This window comes from Streptomyces sp. NPDC050263 (genome assembly GCF_040655955.1).
Lineage (GTDB): Bacteria > Actinomycetota > Actinomycetes > Streptomycetales > Streptomycetaceae > Streptomyces.
In genome coordinates, this window is sequence record NZ_JBFAKW010000050.1 from 40,905 (window position 1) to 65,536 (window position 24,632).

A 24,632-nucleotide genomic window follows, 5' to 3' on the forward strand; every position below is an offset into this window, starting at 1 on the left:
TCTCGAAGGTTGTTACGGCATCGAGCCGGTCGGCACAGCAACGCCGGTGCGACTGTCCGTGACCGTGCCGAGATTCTTCATGTCCCGCCTCGGACTGTAGATCGAGTTCGGGACGGGCTGACTGAAGGAAATACCAGGGGAACCGTCGGGCATGGTACCCCGGGCCGTAATGTCGAAGGACGCCGGAACGGTCCTCGAACCCGCGTAGCGGGGCGTCACCGTGTAGTGCACCACTTGTCCGGTGTCGATGGCGTTCTTCACTTGGCTCTCGTAGGAGTACATGTGGTCCTCGATGCGCCCGTCACCCCTGACGGCGTAATTCGCCTGGCGTGAGCACGTTGCCAAATTCCGCAGATCCGTTCCCGATCCGCTGAGGGCGTCACCGAGCAGATGGCAGGCGTTGATCGACATCCTGGGGCTGAGGCCGAGGTAACCCGCGTACGCCTTGCCCCACTGATAGCCAGCAGGGGAGAACTTGCTCGTATCGGTCTTGCTTCCCTTGTGCTCGGCAAGGTAGTCGCTGTCCAGGCACGCCTCCACACCGGTGGCCCGGTTGCCGTTCGCGCTGTCGAGATCGCCAAGCACAACCCAGCCCTCACCGCCGCGACGACAGTCCCCTCGTGTACGGCTGTCTTCCCCTGTCCCATGCCCATCGGAGAGAAGCGCATTCGAAGCCAAGGCATTGAGCGGAATGAATGCAGCAATCCCAGCGAGGTCCACCATCGCTTGTGCCGTGATCGTGCCGCTGACTCCCTGTCCGGCAGCCCATAGGGCGTCCGTCCAATCCGGCGTCGGCGTGGGACGAGTGGGTGCGGTAGTGGGGTTGGGGCCGTTGTTGGGGTTCTGGTCGATCGGCGGCTTCGGGGGCGTCGTCGGGCGGGTCGTGCATGTGCCGTTGCAGCGCTCACTGACAGACGTCGAGCCGCCTCCGTGGTGTCCCCCGCCGCCCCTCGATATCGACCCGCCCCCACCACTGCTGTAGGCGGACCTCCCGCTGCCACCGCACTGCGCCGTCCAGGGGTGACTGTCGCAGAACAATTCGCGGGTCGACTCGTGGGAGTAGGTGAGGTAGCACGGCATTCCCCAGCAGTCGTCGCCGATACTGTCGCTGCCCCCGCTGAAAGCGGTGTAGAAGACACCCAAGGCGCTCGGCCGGACCACAGTCATGGCCGCGTTGAAGTAGTCGTTGAGGTTCCAGTTGTGTCCGCTGGGGTCTGTACGCAGTAGCGGGCTGCCACCACCGTACAAGTAGCGGTTACTCCGCCCGGACGGCATCGGGTCCAGTTGCCAAGTGTCCCGCGACCCGAACGCCCCCGTCCCCGGCTGGTACCACCGGGCCGCCATGTTGACGTCGCCGTTCGCCGGGTCCGTCCAGCCTGACTGGTAGCCGATCGCTGGGGTGGAGCCGGCGGTTGCCGTTTCCTTGCCGAAGGGGTCGTAGGACGTCGAGCCGGTCACCGACCGCCCGTCGGCTGCCAGACCGGCGACCAGGTCCGTGTGCTGGTCGGTCAGGGCCCACTGCTTGGTGGTGCTCGTGGAGAGGGAGAGCAAAGAGCCCTCAGGGGTGCGGTTGTAGGCGGTTGTGCCGTCGCCTGCGAGGTTGTTGGAGCCTCCGTCGTAGGTGAACGTCGTCGAGCCGTGCGTCTGGACTCGGTCCAGGGAGTCGTACGAATAGGTTGTCGCGCTGTCGGTGATCTTGCGTTCGAAGGCGTCGAAGGTCAGGGAACGGGCCGGTCCGTTGCCCGTGGTGACCGAGGACTGGGTGCCTCGTGCCGTGTACGTGTACGTCGTCGTGCCGTCCGTCAGCACGCGGTTGCGGGCGTCGAAGGTCGCCGTCACAGAGCCTGCCTTGGTGCGGTTGCCTGCCGCGTCCCACTCGTAGGACGTCGTCGCCGTGCCGTCCTTCGTCCAGGACGTCATGCGGTTCGCGTAGTCGTAGGCGTACGTGTTGGTGCCCGCGCCTGCCGTGCCCGTCGTCTTCTTCGACGTCAGGTTGTCGTCCAGGTCGTAGCCGTACGTCGTCGAGGCGGCGGTCGTGGTGCCGTCCGCCGAGGTGACGGCGTCCGCGTTCAGGCGGCCCAAGTCGTCGTAGGCGTAGGTGCGTTTGGCGGTGACGGTCTGGCCGGTGGTGTACTGCTCCACGCTCGGGCGACCCGCCGCGTCGAAGTCGTACAGCAGGTTGTTGCCGGTGATCGAGTCCCGGACCGTGTCGATGCGGCCCGCGGCGTCGTAGGTGTATTCGGTGGTGCCTGCCGTGGTGGTGCGTTGCGTCATGCTGCCGTCGGCGTTGTAGGCGTACGCGGAGGTGCCCGCGGGGCCTTCGGCGGTCAGCAGCGCGCCTTGGTCGTTGTAGGTGTACGTGTTGCTGGTGAGGCCGTCCGCCGTTCCGACCGCCGTCAGGCGGCCGGTCAGGTCGTAACCGAGGGTGCGGGTCGTCGTCGAGGCCTCCGCGCCCGTGCCCGTCTCCTTCGTCAGGCGGCCGAGGCCGTCGTACGTGCGCTCACGCTTCACCCCGCCCGGCAGGAGTTCCGTGACCGCCTGGCCGGCCTTGTCGTAGACGGTCGTCCAGGTGCGGTCGGCCGGGTTCGGGTGGGCGGTCGTGGACGACTCGATCGTCGACTCGGGCAGGCCCAGGCTGTTGAACGTGTAGACGGTCTTGTTGCCGCGGCCGTCCGTCAGCCGGGTGAGGTTGCCCGCGGCGTCGTAGCCGAGCGACGTCGTGATCGACGTCGTCGCGGTGACCGGTTCGGTCTGGGTGGTCGTGCGGCCCAGCGCGTCGTACGCGTACGTCGATCGGGCTCTGCTCCCGGCGGGGATCGCCGCCGTGCGGTGGCCTTCGACGTCGTACTCGGCGGCCGCCGTGCGCAGGGCGGTCGTGCCGGTGCCGTAGTCGCTCGTCGCGGTGACGTTGCCGAGGGCGTCGTAGGCCGTGGTCGTGCGGCGGTTGGTCGCGTCCGTCGTCTCCGTCTGGCGGCCCAGGCCGTCGTAGTCGAGCTTGGTCGTGCCGGCCGGGTCCGTTATCGTCCTCGGCTCGCCGGCCGGGTTGTAGGTGCTTCTCGTGCTGATGCCCGCCGGTGTCGTCGACGCGGTCTGGTTGCTCGCGTCGTCCCAGGTGTAGCGGTTGACCAGGTTGGCGTTGCTCGGGTAGCGCTCGACGGTGGTCGCCGTCAGCTGCCTGCCGAGTTCGTCGTACGTGGCTTCGGTGCGTGCGCCCATCGGGTCGGTGACCGAGAGCTGGAGACCGGTGGGTGTCCAGGTGGTGCGGGTGACTCCGCCGCCGTCCGCGCTCTCGGGGTTGAGCAGGTCCGAGTCGGTTTCCGCCGACACCGCCGCCGCAGCGTCGGCCGCCGGGTCCGTCCGGGCGGTCAACTGACCGAACTGGTCGTAGGCGTAGCGGGTGACGCGGCCCAGCGGGTCCGTCGCCGTCTGCGGAAAGCCGAGCGCCGTGTACGTGGTGCGGGCGGTCGCCGTCAGAGCGGTCGAGGCGCCCGGTGGGGTGTAGTCGGGCAGGGTGACGGCGGTGGTGCGGCCGAGGCGGTCGACCTCGGTGCGGGTCGCCTTGCCACGGGCGTCCCGCGCGTCGGTGGCCTCGCCGAAGGTGTTGTATCCGGTAAGGGTGGTCGGCTTGGCCGTGGTGGCTGCCGCGCCGTTCTCCTCGCTCTGCACGGCCGGGGCGGTCTCCTGCACCGGGCGGCCCAGCGCGTCGTAGCGGTGGGCGGTGGTGTACGCGGCCGGGTCGGCGCCCGTGACGTTGCCGCGCGGGCTGACCGAGGTCAGGGGCAGGCCGCGGTCGTCGTAGGTGCCGGTGGTGACGTGGGTGGTGGTGCCGTCCGTGAGGGTCTGCTTGGTGACGTTGCCGGCCGGGTCGTACTCGGAGGTCGTGGTGAGCTTCTTGGTGCCGGAGATCGTCTGCGTCTGTTCCTTGACGCGGTCGTCGCCGTCGTAGGTGTAGGTGGCGGTGCGGTTCAGGCCGGACGGGTCCAGGACGCTGGTGAGGGTGCGGCCCAGGGCGTCCACCGTGAACGTCTGGGTGGTGGTGCCGCCGCCGGTGACCTGCTTGGTCAGGTTGCCCGCCGGGTCGTAGGTGTCGGACTCCAGCACGATGTCGTGGCGGGTGCCGTCGGCCTGGGTGACCTGCTTCGCGGTGGTGGTGGCCGCGAGACCGTCGTCGTAGTAGGTGTACGCGGTCGTCGCGCCCATGGCGTCCGTCGTGGACGCCATGCGGCCGGCCGGGTCGTAGGCGTTGGAGACCACCGTCAGGTCGCGCGTACTGCCGGACGGGTCGCCCGTCCAGTCGTCGAGGACGGTCGTGGCGTGCTGGCCGCGGGCCGTGAAGGTGTAGCTGAAGTGGGTGCCCGCGGCGTCGGTCATGCCGACGGCCCGGCCCAGTTCGTCGTGTTCGTACCGGGTGGTGTTCTGCTCGGCGTCGGTGGCGCTGTCGTTGAGGCCGTGGGCGTCGTAGTGGTAGGTGGCGGCACGCTCCGGGTCGCCGCCGGTGGTGTCCTTCGTCGACTCCGACAGGAGGTTGCCGTCCTCGTCGTAGGCGCGGCTGATCACGGCCGTGTGGGTGACCTGAGTGATCTCGTTCTGCACGCCGGCGCCGGTCTCGGTGACGACGTGCGAGGCCGCGTCGTAGGCGTACGTGGTGCTCACGCCGGTCGGGAAGGTGTCGGAGACCTGCTTCTCGGCGGTCTTCCTGCCGAGTCCGTCGTAGGTGTACGACGTCACCAGCCCTGAGGGCGAGGTGACTTCGGCCAGGTCGCCGCCCGCGTAGTAGCGGTACGACGTCTTCGCGCCGCCCGGCGTCGTCTGCGTCAGCACCAGGCCGGCGGGGGCCGTGCCACCGCCGACGGCGGCCTCGGTGCCCGCGGTGTACGTCGTCGTCGCCGCCGAGGCGTCCGGGCGGGTCACGGTCGTGGGCAGGCCCAGCGTGCTGTAGGCGTACTGGGTGCGGTACCGGGTGTCCTTGTGGTCGGTCGAGCGCTGGTCGCTGGTGGTCAGCGGCTTGTCGTTGCGCGGGTCGAGCGGGTCGCTCGCGTTGAGGTAGTAGGAGGAGAAGCCGGTCCAGCACGAGTCGGCGTCCCGGCAGGTCGTGCCCGACACGACGTTGCCGCGCGCGTCATGGCCGGTGACCGTGGCGTGACCGTTGGGGTCGGTGACGGTGTGGAGGTTGCCGGCCGTGTCGTAGGCGTACGAGGTGACCGCGCCGGTGGCGTCCTTCGCCGCGACGATGCGCTGGCCGCGCAGGGCGTCGTAGCTGGTGGTGCTGGTGTGCTGCTGCGGGTCGGTGACCTTCACGGTGGAGGTCAGGCCCGAGTCGGCGGCCTCGGCCTGCGCCCGGTAGTGGGCGGAGACCTGATCGGCGGTCAGCGTGCTGCGGTAGAAGGCGGCCTCGTCGAGCTGGCCGTTGAAGTAGTAGGTGCCGGCGGCCAGGTCCATCCAGCCGCCGTTGGCGTAGCCGCCGCCGAGGTAGATGTACGCGCGGTTCTGGTCGGCGACGGCGCCGTCGATGGAGCCGAGTTTCACGCCGTCCAGGTACAGGCTCTGCGTGGTCGTCGCGGCGGTCAGCACCACGTGGTGCCACTCGTTGTCGGTGACCGCCTGCGGTGAGACGACCGGTGTCGCGGCGGCGCCGCCGGAGAGGTAGAACCTTCCGCGCAGCTTGCCGGCCGCGTCGATGTTCAGGATCGGGTTGGCGGAGGTGGGTGTCTGACCCACGGCCGCGTTCTGGAAATCGAGCAGGACGCCCGACGCGGTGGCGGTGCGGAACCACAGTTCCACGGACATGTCCGTGGTGCCGGACAGTGTCGAGGTGGGGAGCTGGACGGTTCCGCCGCCGCCGACCTTGACGGACCGGTCGTCGCCCGTGCCGAAAACTCCTGTCTGGTCGAGCTTGGAGGTGGCGCTCGTGTCGGGTCGGAAGGTGGCGCTCGGGGCGGATCCGCCGACCTGGCTGGTCAGTGTCGTTCCCTGCGACGCGCCGAGGCGCCAGTAGGCGGCGGGGGCGTCGGCGAGGGCGACTCCGGCGTACTGGTCGCCACGGCCGGCGATCAGGCTGTTGCGGGCGTGGACGTGCTCGCCTGCCACGCCGGTCTGACCGGCGGCGGGCGGCGTGTACGTCCATGCGCCCGAGGTCTCCGTGAACGTGGCCAGGGGCTTGTCGTAGAAGGCGACCTCGTCGATCTGGCCGGTGAAGTTGCGGTAGCCCGCGCTCTGGCCGTCCCAGCTGACCGAGGAGTATCCGCCGCCGACGAAGACCTTCGAGTAGCGCCCCGGGACGACGGCCCCGGTGGTCAGGCTGCCCTGGAGATCGCCGTCCAGGAACAGGGCCTGGATGCCCGCGTTGCCGGTGAGCAGCACGTGGTGCCACCTGTTGTCGGTGACAGCGGTCTTCGACAGCACGCTGTTGCCGGTTCCGGAGAACCTGCCACGGAGCTTGCCCGCGCTGTCCACGAGCAGCATCGGGCGCCAACCGGTCGGGGTGTCCGCGAGGTCGGCGTCCTGGTTGGTGACCAGCACGCCCTGGCTCTCCGTCTTGAACCACAGCTCCAGGGACATCGCGGTCGTGGCGCCCAGCGACTCCAGCGGGAGCTCCAGCGCGCTGTCGCCGTTGAACGTGACGGCGGTGTCGTCGCCGTCGGCGAAGATGCCTGCGCTGCCCAGACCGACGCCGTCGGTGTAGTCGCCGGCCAGTTCGTCGCCGAGCGGGCTGACGGCGTCGGCGCCGTCCCGTTCGCCGAGCCGCCAGTAGCCGGTCGGGGCGCTGCGCTGGACGGTGTCCGCGTAGGAGGACGAGGAGCTCGAGTAGGTCGGTGCCGACACCTTCCAGGTGCCGCCGTTGTCGTCGGTGTGCTCGGTGAGCCGGCCGCTGGCGGAGTCGTAGGAGGCGGTGGCGTGCACGCGGCCGGAGGGCAGGGTGACCTTGGTCATCCGGCCGATCGCGGTGCGGGCGGCGTAGTGATCGGCGATGGTCGCGGGGTCCAGGGTGTGGTCGTAGAGGGAGACTTCGTCCATCTGGCCCTTGAAGGGGTACCAGCCGGCGGCCATGTCCATCCAGCCGCCGTTGGCGTAACCGGTGCCGAGGTAGGGGTAGGCGCGGGTCTGGCCGGCGATGGTGCCGTTGACCGAGCCGAGTTTCACTCCGTCGAGGTAGAGGCTCTGCGTGTTGGCCGCGGCGGTCAGCACCACGTGGTGCCAGTTTCCGTCGGTGACGGCCTGGGGCGAGGTGACGGGCGTGGCGGCGGCTCCGCCGGAGAGGTAGAACCGCCCGCGCAGCTTGCCGGCGCCGTCGATGTTCAGCACGGGGTTGGCCGAGGTGGGCTTCTCGCCTGTCTCGGCGTTCTGGAAGCCCACGAGGACCCCGGCGGCCGTGGTCGACTTGAACCAGAGTTCGATCGTCGGGAAGGCGGAGTTCTTGAAGGTGTCCGCGGGCAGTTCGACGAGCGAGTCGACGCCGTCGAACCCGGCGGAGGTGTCCGTGGTCCCGGAGATCGCCGAGTCCGTGCCCAGCTGGGTGTCGCGGTGCACCGCGTCGTTCAGGCCGGTGCGCGAGACGGCCTCGCCTGCGGCCGCCGAGCCCTCGCTCTCGCCGAGACGCCAGTAGGAGGTGGGGGCCGCGTCCAGGACGCCGCTGCGGTAGACCGAGCCGGTGCCGTACTCGTACGCCGTGCACTTCGTGGTGGAGGTCGGCGGGCAGACGCTGGTGAGCAGCTCACCGGTGTAGCCGTACGCCCAGGTCAGGCCCGAGGTAACGGCGTCGACGGCGCTGGTGGTGACGGTGGTGACGTGGTTGCCGGTCCATCCGAAGGACAGGGAACGGCCCGAGAGGTCGTCGGTCACCTTCTTCACCGGTCCCCCGGTCGAGGTCTCGTGGGTGACGGTCTGGCCGCGGCCGGCCGAGTCGGTGATCTTGGTGAGCACTCCTGTGGAGAGGAAGCGGTAGGTGGTGCCGGAGCGCTCCCGCAGTACCCAGTCGGTGGACTGGCGGGCCAGTCTGAGCGAGCCGCCGGACGGGCCGGTGAAGGTGCCGTCGGCGTTCTTGCCGAACCGCACCTGGGAGCCGTCGGACAGGGTGACGAGGACGGACGCCGTGGACGGCTCTTCCCTGAGCTGCATGTCCCAGCGCGTGGACCAGCCGGTGCCGAACGCGCCGCCGGTGCGCGGGTCGAGGGAGTTGTAGGTACGGGTGAGGGACAGCTCCGGTCCGACGGTGGTCAGTGCCGCGTCGGTCGCGGCCGTGACGTAGTTGCCCTCACGGGTGCCGATCTCCTTGCCGTCGTCGGCCCCGCCGAGGTGGCTGGTCACGGTGGGCTGGGGAACCTGCGTGGTCAGCAGCGCGGCGCCGGGACGGGTGGAGGTGGCGGAGCCGTCGTAGGCGTATGCGTACCAGGCGTACGTCTTGTCCCAGGACAGCCAGCCGGAGGGCACGGCCCACTGCTGCTCGCTGCTGCGCGTACCCGTTCTGCAGTTCTTGCGCAGGTCGCTGCCTTCGACCTCGCAGACCTCGTAGGAGTACTGCAGGGCGGCGCTCGGATATCTGTCGGCGTCCGTGGCCTTCGACCACAGGGTCGGCGTGAGGGTGTCCACGGTGATGCCGCTGCCCGGTGACTCCGCCGTGAGCTGCGGCGGGATGTTCACGGCGGAGAGCTTGACCGCCGCCCCCGGCACTCCGGCAGCGGTGAAACGGCTGACGCCGACTTCCTCCATCGTCCATTGCACGGTGTAGGTGGCGGGTGTCAGCGGGGCGACCTTCGCGTCCAGCGTGATGGACTCGCCGGGCGAGATGGCCTGCGGCATCGCCGTCCAACGGATCTTGGTGCTGTCGGTGATCTCCTTGCCCGCCGCGTCGAACAGGTTGTACCGCAGCTTGTAGCTGCCGCCCGCAGGCCAGGTCGCCTGCCCCTGGTTGGTGACGGTGACCTTCTCGACGCCCTCGGTGGTGGCGGTGACGGGTGCGGTGAAGTCGCCGAGCGCGTAGGTGGCGCCGTACTTGGTCCAGGTGATGTCCAGGCTCGGCTTGCCGCCCGGGTAGTCGTCGGAGCCGAACTGCTTCCAGCCCTTGGAGTCGGTGGCCGACGCCTTCACGGCGAGGCCGTAGTTGTTCTTGCGGGCGTGCGTCCAGTCGTCGACCAGTTTGCGGCCGGCGGCGCCGAGTTTGATGGTCTCCCACGCGGCGCCGCAGGACCAGGTCTCCGTGCCCGAGGGCCGCCAACCGTGCGCGAAGCTCTTCGACGCCAGTGAGGCGCCCGTCGAGGGTCCCGGCCACTTCGACGTCGTGGACTCGGCCCAGTTCGAGGTGATCGGGTGCACGGTCACCGGCCGGGCGGTGCACGACTGCGACCAGGTGTTGTACAGCGCGAGGTTGGCGCTGACCACCCAGGCGTTCTTCAGGGTGGTCTCCACGCCGGTGAAGCGCAGGAAGGCCGCCGCCTTGTGGCTGCCGCCGTCGTACGTGCCGACCTTCAGCACGGTGTCCGAGGCGAAGTTCTGGTTGTACGGGTACTCGACGTAGGTGCCGGAGGTGGCGTTGAAGGAGTTGACCGACGGGTCGACCCGGACGGGGAAGACCCGCTCCGGCGCGGTCAGCCACTCCTTGTCGAGCTTGACCACCAGGACCTGCCGGCCGTCCTCCACGGCCAGTTCGTAGGTGACGCCGGAGGAGATCACGCCCTCGTTGGAGTCGGGGGCGAGGTGGGAGTCCTGCATCCAGCCCGCCGGGGTCCAGGCGCGGACGGTGCCCTCGGCGTCGGCGAACAGGACGTTGCCGTACGCGTCGAGGGCGGCCGTGAGGCCCTCGAGTTGCAGCGGGAAACGCCACTCGGTCGGCGCGTCCGCGTCCTTGAGGACCAGGGTCTCCTTGACCGAGTCGCTGCCCGCGATGAACTCCAGGTCCGAGTTGGGGCGCGCGTTCTCGTAGGTGAGGGTGCTGTCCTCGGCCTGCCCGGCCACGGGGTGCGCGTCGTCCACGCCGTAACCGACGGAGACACCCTCGTCGACCTGCATCCGCACCACCGGGTCGGCGTCGGCCGTTCCGGCGAACTCGATCTGCGCCTCGGTCGAGCCGGTCTCCCAGCCCTCCTCGTCCGCGCTCATCGTGCTGGGCCCTGACGAGTCCTTGGGTACGAGGGTCGTGTCGATGGGCTGCCAGCTGCCGTCCGCCGCACGGAAGTTGACCGGCTGCGTGTAGAAGCGGGTGGTGTAGGTGCCGTCCGGGTTGAGATAGGTGCGCTCGCGCTCCGCGCGCTCACCCGCCATCTCCTTGCTGCGCTTGGCGTCGAAGCCCTGCGGAGTGACGGTTCCGGGCGCCTCGACCTCGACGGCAGGTCCGGGCTCGGGCGTCCGGGCGGTGCTGGGCAGGCGCGTGACGCCGTCAGCCTGCTCGGCCGGGAGCTCGCCCGGCGCGGTGAGCGCCCCGTCGCGCCCGCCCTTCGCGGAGGCGTCCGTGGCCTGCGCGGACGCGGTGTGACCGCGCCCCGCGGCGGAACCCCACCGCTGGTCGGGGGCTTCCCCGGAACCGACGCCCGTGGACTGCCCCACAGCGAAGGCGACTTGGTCGGTCCCGGCCAGCACGGCCAGGACGAAGACAACAGCAAGAACCAGCGGACGTGCCGGACGCACGGAATCCCCCCACCCAAACGATCACGAGTGGGCAACTTCTAAAGGATCTCCAAACAAAAGCACAAGATATTCACACGGTTCCCTCAGGTGAAGTGAATATGATCACACGTCAATTCCCCGCAGAACGCCCCCACTTCGTCACCCGATCTCCACCACCCGCGCCCAAGCCGGCGGCCGATCCGGCACATGGTCGGGGTCTTCCTCGTCGTAGGAATCCGAAGTCCGCGGGAACAGGCCCACCACCGTCCGGCACGGCGGGCGGGTGTCCGGCCAGGGGGTCTGGCCGTCGGTCAGGACCACGACGACGTCCGGTCGGGGCGACACCCGCAGTGCCTTGGCGAAGCCCGTGCGCAGGTCCGTGCCGCCGCCGCCCACCAGCGGAATCCCCTCGGCGCGACACAGCGGGTGCGCGATCCGGGCCGCCGCGTCGCACGGCACCACGGTGACCAGGTCGCGCCGGCCGCCCACGGCCCGGGAGATGGCGGTGACCTCGATCAGCGCGCTGCCCAGCTCGGCGTCGCTGACCGATCCGGAGGTGTCGATGACGACGCTCACCCGGGGCGGCCTGCGCCGCAGGCTCGGCAGGACCGCGCCCGGGACGCTCGCCGAGCGGCGGGACGGACGACCGTAGCTGTAGTCCTCGCCCGCGCCCGGCCCGGAGGTCGCCGAGCGGACGGCCGCGCCCAGCAGCTCCCGCCACGGCTGCGGCGGCTGGAACGCCTCCTCCGCCCACCGCCGCCACTGCTTCGAGGCCCGGCCCGGCCGCCCGTTGATGCCCTGCGCCACCCGGAACCGGACCGCGTCCCGCTCCTGCGCGCTGAGCCCGTGCGCCCCCTCGGGCCCCAGCTCCCAGTCCCGTTCCAGTCCGTCGGCGCCGCTGCCGCAGTCCAGCCAGGAGAGCCCGTCGGTGAACCGCCCGAGCCGGAACCGGCTCAGGTAGTCCTCCATGAGCTTGCCGTCGGGCAGCCCCATCGACGCGGGACGGACGACGCCCTCGGGCTGGGCCAGACCGTCTCCGTAGACGTCGTCGTTGATCTCCAGATCCGCGGCGATGTTCATCCGCAGCCGCTCCCCCGGCCCGGTCAGCCCGCGCTCCCGCGCGACCCGGTCACTGCGCCCGTGGTGGTCGCGCAGCAGGTGCGACACCTCGTGCACCCACACCCCGGCCAGCTCCTCCACCGGCGTCCGGGCCACGAACGCGGGTGAGGCGTAGCAGCGCCAGTGCCGGTCCACCGCCATGGTCGGCACCCGTCGCGACTCCACGACGTGCAGGGCGAACAGCGCCGTCGCCAGATAGGGCCGGGCCCGGGCGGCCTGCAGCCGGGCGGCGAGCAGCTTGTCGCGGTCGAGCGGACTCTCGACCTCGTGGGAGGTCATCGGGCGGCCTTCTCCAGGTCTGCGACCCGCGCCGCCGCCTCGTCCGCCCGCCGGGACAGGCCGACGGCCCCGGCGAGGCGCTCGATCGAGTCCGGGACGTCCCAGTCCTCCTGCCGCAGACTGGCCAGGGTGGTCGCGGGGACGACGACCAGATCCGGGGCCCCGGTCTCGACGGCCTTCACCAGCAACGCCCATGCCGCGTCCCAACGCGACCGCTCCGGACGGGCGCGAACCGCCGCCACGACCCCGTCGAGCACGGCCTGCCGCAGATCCCCCCGCTCGGGCAGCTCGGCCCGCGCCGGATCGGCGAGCAGCGTCTCGGGATCCGGGAGGTCCATCCGGTCCAGGCTCGCCAGCAGCTCCAGCCCGGGGCCGTCCCCGACGGTGCCGCGCACCAGCAGGGAGAGCACTTCCCGGGACGACCCGGCGGCGGTCGCGAACGCGACGAGGCTCAACGTCATGTCCCAACTGCGCGGCGACGGCCAGGCTCCGCCCCGCCGCGTCTCCCCGCTGGGCAGCCGGTGCACGAGCGTGGGCCGGGCGGACAGCAGCCCGCACACCGCACGGCGGGCGAAGTCCACGGCCTCCGGCAGCCGCTCCGGGTCGAGCCGGGGCAAGGTGGCCCGGGGCCAGGTCCCGCCGAGTCCGCGGACGACGACCTCGTGGTCGTGGGTCCACTGCAGATGCACGAACCGGTTGGCCAACGGCGGGCTCAGCTCCCAGCCGTCGGCCGCCGAGGACCGCGGGTTGGCGGCGGCCACGATCCGTACCCCGGGCGGCAGTCGCAGCGCGCCGATGCGCCGCTCCAGCACCAGACGCAGCAGCGCGGCCTGCACGGCGGGCGGCGCGGTGGACAGCTCGTCCAGGAACAGCAGTCCCCGGCCGGCCCGCACCAGCCGCACCGCCCAGTCCGGTGGGGCCATCGGCACCCCCTGCTCGGCGGGATCGTCCCCGACGACGGGCAGCCCCGAGAAGTCGGACGGCTCGTGCACGCTGGCGATGACGGTGGTCAACGGCAGGTCGAGGGCCTCGGCGAGCTGGGTGAGCGCGGCGGTCTTGCCGATCCCCGGCTCGCCCCAGAGCAGCACGGGCAGATCGGCGGCCACCGCGAGGGTCAGGGCCTCCAACTGGACGTCGGGACGCGGTTCGGTGGTGGAGTCGCGGAGCAGGGTCAACAGGTCGGCGGCGACGTCGAGTCGGGAGGGGGCGGCAAGGGGGGTGAGGGGGGTGCAAGTGGGCATGGGCGATCACCTTTCGGGGTTGGCGAGAAGAACGGGCGGGCGAACTCGAGGACCGGTGGGTGAAGTCAGCGACCGAGGGTGTGGCGCGGGTGCGAGCGGTGGCCGCGGGGACGGTCGGCGGACGGCCGCAGTCCCACCCGGCGCGGTCCGGGCGTGGCCAGCCCGGCGCGGAACAGCCCGTAGGCGATCCGCCGCCGCGCGGCCGCCTCCAGTTCGTCCCGCAGAGCGCCGTCGCGCAGCACCGCGTCCGTCCCGAGCAGCCCCTCGACGACGGCCAGCGCACCGGCGATGTCGCCGTGGACGAGGCGTTCCCGGACCCCGGCGAGACAGTGCGGCCGCCGATGGGCCTCGTCGATGGCCTGGAGACAGGGCAAGGGCGTACCGGTCAACGCGACCAGCAGTTCCTCCCGGCGGATCTCGCCGGGGTCGTGATCGAGCGGAACGAGAACCCCGTCGACCAGGCCGATGCGGTGCGTGTCCCCTCGGCACTCGACGAGACGCGGCTGCCCGGCCCGGTCGTCGGCCCGCAGCCGCCCGTCCGACGAGGGGGAGTGCCCCGGCGCCAAGGCCGAGGCGACGAGCGGATGGAGCCGGTCGACGTCGATGGCGCCGGCCCGGATCAGCTCCAGATCGGGTGGCGTCCAGGTAGCCGCGTCGGGCAGCACGGGCAGCGCGGAGCCGTCGCCGCGCCGGGGTGACGCGGTGATCCGGAAGGTGGCCGCCCCGACCCCGTCGAGGACGAGCCGTTGCCGTTTCCCGAGCCGCACGAGAACGGACGTGGACCGGGTGGGCTCATCGGCCCGCAGGAGGATCTCGGCCTCGTCGGCCCACCGGTCGACGGCAAGGCCACGCCCGTCCGGCGCGGTCCCGGCCCGCTCGCGCAGTTCGTCGGTCCTGCGGGCGTCCCAGAGGTGACGATGCAGATCGAGCCGAAACCGCCGACTGGGCCGGGGGTGTGGATGTGGATGTGGATGACCGTGGCGGTGGGACCCGTCCCACACCGCGAGGCTGATCCGCTGCCCGGCGTCCGCCCAGGCGGGCGGAGTCCGCACGACGAGGTGCGCCGGCCACTTGGTGTCGTCCCGCCCGGGGCGGTCGTACCGGGCCAGGGCGACGGTCAGCCCGGGTCTCAGCAGCCCGTCGGGAGCGACCCGCGGCAGATGCCAGCGCAGCAGATCGGGAGCCAGGTGCCGGAGATCGGCCTTGAGCCGGGAGGTGATTTCACGACCGTGCGCGGCCGTCACGGCACGCAGGTCAAGATCGACGTCGATGCCTGCGGCGGCGCACGCCCCCGCCCAGTCGCCGACATGCCGGCGGGCGGTCGCGGTCTCGATCATGGAGGCCGGCACGGCGAACTCGCGCACGCGCGGCCAGAAGGAAAAGCGGGTGTCGTCCCTGTTCGCGGTCTGAGTGAGCATCAGCACTCACCTTGCGCGGACAGGACCCCCGATCTGTGGAGAGAGTGAGTCGTCATCGCGGGGAGCATAACGCGCCCCGGGCCGCCCGGCCCAGCCATTTCAGGACGTGGGGGAACTCGTCCTTCTCAGTTCGTCCCGGCGCCTGCCATCATCGGGGCTGCGTGCAGGGGGACGGGAGGACGCATGGGTGAGGCCGAGGCCGTGCCATGGACGGCGGACCGCACCTGGCCGGCGGGCTCGTACCTGAGCCAGCTCTCCGGGGAGTCGCGCCGGGCGCTCGTCGACGCGGGTGCCCAGGTGTCGTACGGCCCCGACGAACTGCTCTTCCGGGAAGGGGATCCGGCGTCCTACCTGCTGGTCATCCGGACGGGCCTGGCGAAGGTGACCGCCTCCTCGGAGTCGGGTCAGGAGACGCTGCTCGCCATCCGCTGCCCCGGGGACGTCATCGGGGAGCTCTCGGCGCTGGAGAAGACCCCCCTGCGGTCGGCCACGGTCGCCCCCGCCGGTCAGGTGACCGCCTGGCGGTTGTCCCACCGGGCCTTCTTCCGGCTGGCCGAAGACCATCCCGACCTCGGCGCCGCCCTGTTCCGGGTGGTCACGGCCAAGCTGCGCTCGGCGACCGTCGCGCGGGTCGAGGTGCACACGTACAGCGTGCGGGTGCGACTGGCCCGCGTCCTGCTGTCGCTGGCCGATTCACTGGGCCACCCGCAGGAGGGCGGCACGGTGCTCGACGTGGCGCTGAGCCAGGCCGAGCTGGCCGCGCTGGTGTCCGCCTCGCCCGTCTCCGTCGCCAGGGCGCTGCGGGAGTTCCGCAGGGCGGGAATGCTGGAGAGCGGCTACCGCCAGCTGAAGCTGCGGGACCGGGCGGCGCTGACCGAGGTGGCTCAGGGGACATGACGAGTCGACACCCGTAGCGCGGTGGACGTGGAGGTCCCTACGCCGTCCGCATGAATTCGGGGCACTGCAAACGCAGGCAAAACTGCGGGCTACCACCCCCGCAGCCTGCCTGCGCGGTCACCGGACGAGGGCTCGGCAAAGAGACTCCACCCGATCCGACCAGCCTAGACGCAGGGACGTCGGCGGAACTATGTCGGATGACAAGGTTCGCGGGCCTTGTCGTCTCTTTGCTTTCGGCCCTGCGTGGGTGGCTCGGTGGGACATCGGAACGTAGCGTGGGCAGTCGCCCGACGATGCATCAGACGCGCCTCCTACCAGGGCGCGAGGCGTCGGTCACCCCGCAGGGCTCGGCAACCAGGCTCACAGGAGACGAACGTGACAGCACATCTGTGGACGTTGTTGATCAGAGCGTCGGTAGCGGACGCTGCCATTCCCCCGCCAAGCTCCCCCAGTTCTTCCAGTTCCTCCCGCTCCTCCCTTCGGGGCTAGTGGCATGAACCGCGCCGGACACCCGGATTCCGACCGCCCGATCCCTGCCCGAGGGAGCCGGGCGCCCTTCGTACCCGAGTGTCCGGTGCAGCCGGAGCGACTGCGAGCCGAGCACTTCCAGCAGCTCAAGACGCTCCATCTGGCGCCCGAGGACTTCGTCGTGGCCGGCAGCGCGCCCCTGTTCATCCGCGGATTGCGTGAGCATGTCACCGACCTGGACATCGTCGCGCGGGGCGCCAGCTGGAACCACGCCCTGTCCCTGTCCCGGTCCCAGTCCCTCCACGGCCCCCAGCACGCCCCGTACGGGGACGTCCTGTCCGTGCGCTTCTTCGGCGCCCGGATCGAGGTGCTGAACGGATGGTTCCCGCCCCTGTTCGGAACGGTCGATCGCCTGATCCAGGACGCGGAGCTCGTCAACGGAATCCGATTCCTGACGCTGGGTGACACCCTGCGCTGGAAACGTCACCTGGACCGCCAGAAGGATCGCCACGACGTCAGCAGAGCCGAAGCCGCGTCCTATCCCCTGCTCCGCTCCGGGCGCGAGCAGGGGCCGGGACGCAGCGGTCACGTGCGGGACACGACGCCGCAGCCCTCGCTGCGGTTGGCGTCGATCTCCCGGCTGCGGTCGTAGGGATCCGACGTCGGCCCGGTCGGAGCGGCGCCCGTGGGCTCGGCCTCGGCCCTCGTCGAGAACCGGGGGTGCAGATAGCCGTCGTAGACGTCGCAGGCGGTGTTTCCGGCCTCCTCCTCGTAGTTCCTGACGGTGATCGTCCCCGGGGTGACGAGGTACTTCGTGGGATCGGAGAGCTCGACGTCGAGGACGCGACGGACGATGGTGCGGGAGACCTCGGTCGAGCCCTGGGCGGCCTGCACCAGCGGGTAGACGAAGGTGTAGTCGGCGTGCACGGCGACGGAGGCCTGCTCACCCGCCTTGAACGTGATCCGTCCCCGGGTCTTGACCACGTCACCGGCCGGCCGCACCTCGGCGGGGTCGAAGCGGCTGAACATCGGCAACGGATCATGCTTCTCGTCCGGCTTGCTCAGTGAGGTGTTCAGCAGGCCGACCAGCTCCTTCTGCCGGGGGTCGATCACCGCGAACGCGGTCTCGGGACGCCCGCCGCGCAGGGTGACCGGGTCGAGATTCGCGTCGACCAGAAGCTTCTTGGTCAGTTCCAGCGCCTGCGCCACCTGGGCCTTGGACAGCGATCCGACGGGCGTGGCCTCAGGCAGCACGATGCCGGCCGCACCGTCGGCCCACTGCAACGCCGGTGAGCCGAGGAACGGCTGCTTGAGCGTGGGCTTCTCGGCGTCCACCGCACCGGGCGCGCCGGTCGGAGCCGCGGTCTCGACGGGCAACGGCGACGCGGCGGCCTCCGGCTCCCCGGCTCCGAAGGGATCTCCGGGAATCAACGAAGGTCGCATGGCGGCGACGGCCAGAACCACGGCGACGGGCAGGCCGAGGAAGACCCAGAGCCGCCGACGCTTCCGAGCGGCCCTGCCTTCCATCTCCTGCAGAGCCGGCCCGGTACGCCACCCCTCGGGCGCCTCCCCGCGGGCCTCCTGCTGCCGCAGCCGCTCGGTCACCATCCGCGCCCGCGCGGACGGCTCCTTCGGAGCGGAGGCCGGTATCCCACGCTCACTGTCCTGGAGGAACTTCGCCCACTCCGCGTCGGATATGGAGCTCCCGGACCCGGACGACTTGCCGTCCCCGTCTCCATCCCCCTGTCCCGAACCGGATATGTGCTCATCGGACGGTCTGTCAGACACGCGCCGTCGGCCTTTCTGCGAGTCGATTGCCGAGCGGCTCAGCCTATGCCAGCCCGGTTCGGGCGGGACAAGGGTTCGCCTCTCACCGCAGAGCGACGTGCGAGCGCGCGGGCGCTGTGGTTCACCACGCCCGCGCGCCGAAGAACCGGCCGAACCGGCCCTACCGCAGCACCACCCCCGCCCCCTCCACCACTTCCTCCGGCGGCACGGCCACCACGCCCAGTTCTGCGCCGGAGGCGAGGAGGCGGTGGGTCGGGAGGATGCGGACCGTGTAGCCGTAGGGGCCGGTGCGGTCGAGGGAGAGGGGGCCCTCGTAGGACCAGCGGCCCTCCAGGTCGGGGCCGCCCGCCGGTTTGAGGGGGACCGTCGTCGCGTCCGTGATGTGGTCCTCCTCGTCGACCCGGCCGGAGACCGCCTGGACCTCGACGTCGTCGGGGGCGAGGTCGCCGAGGCCCACGCGGACGCGCAGGGAGAGCGTGGTGCCGAGTTCGGCCGTCGTCGTCGCGACCGACGTCTCGACGTGATCGACCGTCACCGCGTGCCAGGCGGCGCGCACCCGGTGCTTCCAGGCGGCCAGGTCGCGGGCGACGTCGGGGGTCATGGTGCGGTGGGCGTGGGCCGCCGGGGTGTAGAGGCGTTCCACGTACTCGCGGACCATGCGTCCCGCCAGCACCTTCGGGCCGAGGAGGGTGAGGGTCTGGCGGACCATCTCGATCCAGCGGTCGGGCAGGCCGGAGCGGCCGCGCTCGTAGAAGCGGGGGGTGATGCGCTGTTCCAGGAGGTCGTAGAGGGCCGCCGCCTCGATGTCGTCGCGGTGGTCGGGGTCGGTGCCGGCGCCGTCGGCCGTGGGGATCGCCCAGCCGAAGTCGGGCTGGAACCATTCGTCCCACCAACCGTCCAGGACGGAGAGGTTGAGGCAGCCGTTGAGCGCCGCCTTCATGCCTGAGGTACCGCAGGCCTCCAGGGGACGCAGGGGGTTGTTCAGCCAGATGTCGCAGCCGGGGTAGAGCTTCTGGGCCATCGCCATGCCGTAGTCCGGCAGGAACACGATGCGGTGACGGACTCGCGGGTCGTCGGCGAACCTGACCAGTTCCTGGACCAGGCGTTTTCCGCCGTCGTCCGCCGGGTGGGCCTTGCCCGCCACCACGATCTGGATGGGGTGCTCCGGGTGGAGCAACAACTCCGTCAGGCGGTCGCGGTCGCGCAGCATCAGCGTCAGGCGTTTGTAGGACGGGACCCGGCGGGCGAAGCCGATGGTGAGGACGTCCGGGTCCAGGGCTCCGTCGATCCAGCCCAACTCGGCTGTGCCTGCGCCCCGTTGACGCCATGACGCGCGCAGCCGGCGCCGTACCTCGACCACCAGCTGCTCGCGCAGATCGCGGCGCAGCTCCCAGATGTCCTGGTCGGGGATGTCCGTGACGGCGTCCCAGCGGTCGGAGCCGCCGACGCTCAGGGCGTCCTCGGCGCGTTCGGCGCCGACCTGCCGGGCGCCGAGGCGCAGCACCTCCGGGGCGACCCAGGACGGGGCGTGCACGCCGTTGGTGACCGAGGTGATCGGCACCTCCTCGGGGTCGAAGCCGGGCCACAGTCCGGAGAACATCTCCCTGCTCACGCGGCCGTGCAGCAGCGACACGCCGTTCGCGCGCTGGGCCAGGCGCAGGCCCATGACGGCCATGTTGAAGAGGTTCGGCTCGCCGCCCGGGTAGGTCTCCATGCCGAGGCGCAGGATGCGGTCGACGTCCATGCGGGGCAGCTCGGCGTCGGGGCCGAAGTGCCGGGCGACCAGCCCACGGTCGAAGCGGTCGATGCCGGCCGGGACGGGGGTGTGGGTGGTGAAGACCGTCCCGGCCCGGACGGCCTCCAGCGCGGGGTCGAAGTCCAGCCCCGCGTCGGCGAGTTCGGCGATGCGCTCCAGGCCGAGGAAGCCCGCGTGGCCCTCGTTGGTGTGGAAGACCTCGGGTTCCGGGTGCCCGGTCAGACGGCAGTACGTGCGTACCGCGCGGACACCTCCTATGCCGAGCAGCATCTCCTGGAGGAGACGGTGTTCGCTGCCGCCGCCGTAGAGCCGGTCGGTCACCCCGCGTTCGCCGAGGTCGTTCTCCTCGACGTCGGAGTCGAGCATGAGGAGCGGGACGCGGCCGACCTGGGCCAGCCAGATCCGGGCGTGCAGCGACCTGCCGCCGGGCAGGGCGAGGGAGACCTGCGCCGGGGTGCCGTCGTCCTCCCTCAGGAGGGTCACCGGCAGCTCGTTGGGGTCGAGGACGGGGTAGTGCTCCTGCTGCCAGCCGTCCCGGGAGAGCGACTGGCGGAAGTAGCCGTGCCGGTAGAGCAGGCCCACGCCGATCAGCGGCACGCCCAGGTCGCTGGCCGCCTTGAGGTGGTCGCCGGCGAGGATGCCGAGGCCGCCGGAGTACTGGGGCAGCGCGGCCGTGACGCCGAACTCGGGCGAGAAGTAGGCGACGGCGGCGGGCAGCCCGGCGGTGGCGGGCTGCGCCTGGTACCAGCGGTCGCCGGTCGTGTAGTCGTGCAGGTCGTCGGCGGCGGCGGTCAGCCGACGCAGGAAGCGGCGGTCCTCGGCGAGTTCGGCGAAGCGTGCGGGGCGCACGTTGCCGAGGAGTCTGACCGGGTCGCCGTCGGAGGTGGCCCAGCGCTCGGGGTCGACGGACCGGAAGAGGTCGCGGGTCTCCGCGTGCCAGGACCAGCGCAGGTTGCGGGCCAGGTCGCTGAGTGGCCGGAGGGGGTCGGGGAGGAGGGGTCGGACGGTGAATCGACGGATCGCCTTCACATTCCACCTCGGCGTGCGTGAGGAAGGGACGCACGGCGGTGTGCGTCACGTCTTTGTAAGAAGGTACCGGCGTCGGTGTCGGGCTTGGTGGGGACTGGCCGCCCGCGGACCCCCGCTTTCGGCCCGGACGGCCTCGTCCTCGAACGCCGGACGGGCCGGGAGTCACCTGACGCGGCGTCCCGGGGCGCCGTGGGATGGCCTAAAAAATGCGTTTTCGCCCTCGCAGGCCACCTTGTGGCAGTTCGCCCCGCACGAGAGGCTGTAGCCGAGTCGAGGAGGGGAACTCGAACCATGGCACGGACGCGAACACGGCGTCTGCGCCGGGCGGGGGGCCTGACCGCGGTCGTCACGACCGTGGTGCTGTCGGCCGTCACCCTGCCCGCGCACGCCGCACCGGAGAGCACTTCGCTCGCCGCACCGGAGGGGACATCACTCGCCGCACGCAGCGGGCTGATACTCGGCGCCGGTCTGCCCGGCGCCGTCGGCGGAAGCTATCTCGTGACGCTGAAGGGGGGCACGAAGGCGTCGTCGCAGGGCGGACGACGTCTCGCCAGAGAGTACGGGGCGACGATCAGCCACACCTACGGCACGGTGCTCAACGGGTTCGCCGTCGAAGCCGACGAGAGACAGGCGCGGCGGCTCGCGGCCGACCCGCGGGTGGCCTCGGTCGTCCAGGACACGCGGGTGACGCTGGACGTCGTCGGGAGGAACCCGCCGTCCTGGGGGCTGGACCGCGTCGACCAGCCGAGCCGGCCGTTGGACGGCAAGTACAGCTGGCCGAAGTCCGCGGGCGCCGGTGTCACGGTGTACGTGATCGACACCGGTGTCCGGATCACCCACGCCGACTTCGGCGGCCGGGCGAGCTACGGCTGGGACTTCGTCGGCGGTGACCGGATCGCCTCCGACGGCAACGGACACGGCACGCACGTGGCCGGCACCGTGGCGGGCGCGAGCCTCGGCGTGGCCAAGAAGGCCAAGGTGGTCGCGGTGCGCGTGCTCGACGACTCCGGTGCGGGCACCACCGCGCAGGCCATCGCCGGCATCGACTGGGTCACCCGGCACGCGCGCAAGCCGGCGGTCGCCAACCTCAGTCTGGGCGGCGGCTACAACGCGGCGCTGGACGCGGCCGTCCGCACCTCCATCCGGTCCGGCGTGACCTACACCGTCGCGGCGGGCAACCTGGGGCAGCCGGCCGCCCTGCACTCCCCCGCCGATGTGCGGGAGGCCATCACGGTCGGGGCCACCGACCGGGGGGACGCCAGGGCGGGCTTCTCCAACTACGGTTCCGCCCTCGACCTGTTCGCGCCGGGCGTGTCGATCACCTCCGCGTCGCACGCGAGCGACACCGGCCGGGTGGCGTACTCCGGTACGTCGATGGCGGCGCCGCACGCGGCGGGCGCGGCCGCGTTACACCTTGCCGACCACCCGAAGGCCACGCCCGCACAGGTCGCGAGGGCGTTGATCGCGGGAGCCTCGAACGGCAAGGTCTCCGGCCGGGGGAGCGGTTCGCCGAACAGACTCCTTCAGGTCCCACCCGTCAGGTGACGGGGTGCCGGAACCGGCCCCGTTCCCCGTGAACGGGGCCGGTCTTGTGCGAGGACATACGCGCGAGTAGTTAACAAAGGGCCGGATTGCTCACCCGAATAGGGTGGAAGGCTCCTCCGGTACCCCCTCGCAGGACCCCCTCCCCACCACATCCATCCGCCTACCCCCCGTTGATGCGGACAGGAGCGGTCATGCCAGCCAGGCACCACCCGTCAACACCCCCGACGACCCGCCCCAAGCACGCCACGAACGGCACGAACGCCACGAACGCCACGAACGGCACCGACACCAAGCACCTCGCGCCCGCCCCCGCCGTCGGGCGCATACCCGTCCTCGACGTCCGCCCGCTGGTCCAGCAGGGGCGCCGGCCCGCCAAGGCGGTCGTCGGTGAGACGTTCGAGGTCTCGGCGACCGTGTTCCGGGAAGGGCACGACGCCGTCGCCGCCAACGTCGTCCTGCGAGATCCGGACGGCAGGCCCGGCCCGTGGACGCCGATGCGCGAACTCGCCCCCGGCACCGACCGCTGGGGCGCGGACGTCACCCCGGACGCGACGGGCCGCTGGACGTACACCGTGGAGGCGTGGAGCGATCCGGTCTCCACCTGGCGACATCACGCCCGCATCAAGATCCCCGCGGGGATGGACACGGAGCTGGTCCTCGAAGAGGGCGCGAGTCTCCACGAGCGGGCGGCCGCAGGCGTGCCGAAGGGGCCCGACCGGGGCGTGCTGCGGGACGCGGCCGACGCGCTGCGCGACGAGACCCGCCCGCCCGTCTCCCGCCTGGCGGCGGCGCTGACGCCGGAGGTCGACGCCGTTCTCGGCCGGCGCCCGCTGCGGGAACTGGTCACCGCCTCCGAGCCGCTGCCGCTGCTCGTGGAGCGGGAACGGGCCCTGTACGGCTCCTGGTACGAGTTCTTCCCCCGCTCGGAAGGAACGGCCGAGCGCCCGCACGGCACCTTCCGCACGGCCGCGCGCCGACTGCCCGCGATCGCCGAGATGGGCTTCGACGTCGTCTATCTGCCGCCGATCCACCCGATCGGCACGACGTTCCGCAAGGGCCGCAACAACACCCTCGACCCCGGGCCGGACGACGTCGGCGTGCCGTGGGCGATCGGCGCGCCGGAGGGCGGGCACGACGCCGTGCACCCGGAGCTGGGCACCATCGAGGACTTCGCCTGGTTCGTGGAGCGGGCGCGCGAGCTCGGGCTGGAGATCGCGCTCGACTTCGCCCTCCAGTGCTCCCCCGACCACCCCTGGGTGCACAAACACCCCGAGTGGTTCCATCACCGGCCCGACGGCACGATCGCCTACGCCGAGAACCCGCCGAAGAAGTACCAGGACATCTACCCGATCGCCTTCGACGCCGACCTCGACGGTCTGGTCGCCGAGACCCTGCGGGTGCTGCGGCACTGGATGGCGTACGGGGTGCGGATCTTCCGCGTCGACAACCCGCACACCAAACCGGTCGTGTTCTGGGAGCGGGTCATCGGGGAGATCAACGCCGCCGACCCGGACGTCGTGTTCCTGGCCGAGGCGTTCACCCGGCCCGCGATGATGCACACGCTCGGCCAGATCGGCTTCCAGCAGTCCTACACGTACTTCACCTGGCGCAACACGAAGCAGGAACTGACGGAGTACCTCACGGAGCTGTCGGGGGAGGCCGCCGCGTACATGCGGCCCAACCTCTTCGCCAACACCCCCGACATCCTGCACGAGTACCTCCAGCACGGCGGGCCGGCCGCCTTCGCGATCCGTGCCGTGCTCGCGGCCACCCTGTCGCCGACCTGGGGTGTCTACAGCGGCTACGAACTCTGCGAGAACACCCCGCTGAGGCCGGGCGGCGAGGAGTACCTCGACTCCGAGAAGTACCAGCTCAAGCAACGCGACTGGGCCGCGGCCGAACGCGAGGGCCGCACCCTCGCGCCCCTGATCACGAAGCTCAACGCGGTGCGGCGGGCCAGTCCCGCCCTGCGACAGCTTCGCGACCTGCACTTCCATCCCACCGACAAGGACACGGTGATCGCCTACTCCAAGAGGAGCTCGAAGACGGACTCGAAGGCGGACTCGAAGACGGACTCGAAGACGAGCGGTTCGAACACGGTTCTGGTGGTCGTCAACCTCGACCCCCACCACACCCAGGAGGCCACGGTCTCGTTGAACATGCCACAACTCGGCCTGGACTGGCACGAGTCGGCACCGGTGCGCGACGAGCTCACCGGCGAGACCTACCACTGGGGCAGGGCCAACTACGTGCGCCTCGAACCGGGCACCCGGCCCGCGCACGTACTCACCGTCCTGCGACCGTCCAACCCGCAGATCGGAGGGTCACCCACACCATGAGCGTCAACGAGCCCGTTCCGGACACCTTCGAGGACACCCCCGCCAAGGACCGCGACCCCGAATGGTTCAAGCGCGCGGTGTTCTACGAAGTCCTCGTCCGTTCCTTCCAGGACAGCAACGGCGACGGCGTCGGCGACCTCAAGGGCATCACCGCCAA

General features: G+C 71.1%; 10 protein-coding genes. 4 read left to right on the forward strand and 6 right to left on the reverse strand.

The window, feature by feature from the left end; genetic code table 11:
* Positions 1–12: 12 nt before the first annotated feature.
* The 4 genes from AB0J04_RS22755 to AB0J04_RS22770 all read right to left on the reverse strand — a co-directional run bounded on the left by AB0J04_RS22755 (position 13) and on the right by AB0J04_RS22770 (position 14,653).
* The gene (locus AB0J04_RS22755) at positions 13–10,617 is read right to left on the reverse strand and encodes a LamG-like jellyroll fold domain-containing protein (protein ID WP_363170362.1); all 10,605 of its coding nucleotides are present in this window, start codon (positions 10,615–10,617) and stop codon (positions 13–15) included.
* A gap of 138 nt (positions 10,618–10,755) precedes the next feature.
* Positions 10,756–11,994, reverse strand: coding sequence for a VWA-like domain-containing protein (locus tag AB0J04_RS22760; RefSeq protein WP_363170363.1), 1,239 nt, complete (start codon positions 11,992–11,994; stop codon positions 10,756–10,758).
* Positions 11,991–13,235, reverse strand: a complete 1,245-nt coding sequence (locus tag AB0J04_RS22765; protein WP_363170364.1) for a MoxR family ATPase — start codon at positions 13,233–13,235, stop codon at positions 11,991–11,993. Before AB0J04_RS22765 ends, AB0J04_RS22760 begins: the two co-directional genes overlap by 4 nt.
* 65 nt (positions 13,236–13,300) lie before the next feature.
* The gene (locus AB0J04_RS22770; protein ID WP_363170365.1) at positions 13,301–14,653 is read right to left on the reverse strand and encodes a hypothetical protein; all 1,353 of its coding nucleotides are present in this window, start codon (positions 14,651–14,653) and stop codon (positions 13,301–13,303) included.
* A gap of 183 nt (positions 14,654–14,836) precedes the next feature.
* Here AB0J04_RS22770 and AB0J04_RS22775 point away from each other — a divergent pair, with 183 nt between their 5' ends.
* Together AB0J04_RS22775 and AB0J04_RS22780 are read left to right on the forward strand one after the other, a co-directional pair.
* Positions 14,837–15,550: a Crp/Fnr family transcriptional regulator gene (locus tag AB0J04_RS22775; RefSeq protein ID WP_363170366.1), complete on the forward strand. Its 714-nt coding sequence runs from the start codon at positions 14,837–14,839 to the stop codon at positions 15,548–15,550.
* Between the two features lie 574 nt (positions 15,551–16,124).
* Positions 16,125–16,670, forward strand: a complete 546-nt coding sequence (locus tag AB0J04_RS22780; protein ID WP_363170367.1) for a hypothetical protein — start codon at positions 16,125–16,127, stop codon at positions 16,668–16,670.
* On the opposite strand, the gene AB0J04_RS22785 is transcribed toward AB0J04_RS22780, so the two are convergent.
* Complete coding sequence (locus tag AB0J04_RS22785; RefSeq protein ID WP_363170375.1) at positions 16,604–17,716, reverse strand: hypothetical protein; 1,113 nt, start codon at positions 17,714–17,716, stop codon at positions 16,604–16,606. The genes AB0J04_RS22780 and AB0J04_RS22785 overlap by 67 nt on opposite strands.
* A gap of 250 nt (positions 17,717–17,966) precedes the next feature.
* Positions 17,967–20,591 carry a glycosyltransferase family 1 protein gene (locus AB0J04_RS22790; RefSeq protein WP_363170368.1) on the reverse strand — a complete coding sequence of 875 codons (2,625 nt, stop codon included), beginning with the start codon at positions 20,589–20,591 and terminating at the stop codon, positions 17,967–17,969.
* A 291-nt stretch (positions 20,592–20,882) separates the two neighbouring features.
* Between AB0J04_RS22790 and AB0J04_RS22795 the strand changes: the two genes are divergently transcribed.
* Complete coding sequence (locus AB0J04_RS22795; protein WP_363170369.1) at positions 20,883–22,136, forward strand: S8 family peptidase; 1,254 nt, start codon at positions 20,883–20,885, stop codon at positions 22,134–22,136.
* Between the two features lie 191 nt (positions 22,137–22,327).
* Complete coding sequence (locus AB0J04_RS22800; protein ID WP_363170370.1) at positions 22,328–24,475, forward strand: alpha-1,4-glucan--maltose-1-phosphate maltosyltransferase; 2,148 nt, start codon at positions 22,328–22,330, stop codon at positions 24,473–24,475.
* The last annotated feature ends 157 nt before the right edge of the window (positions 24,476–24,632 follow it).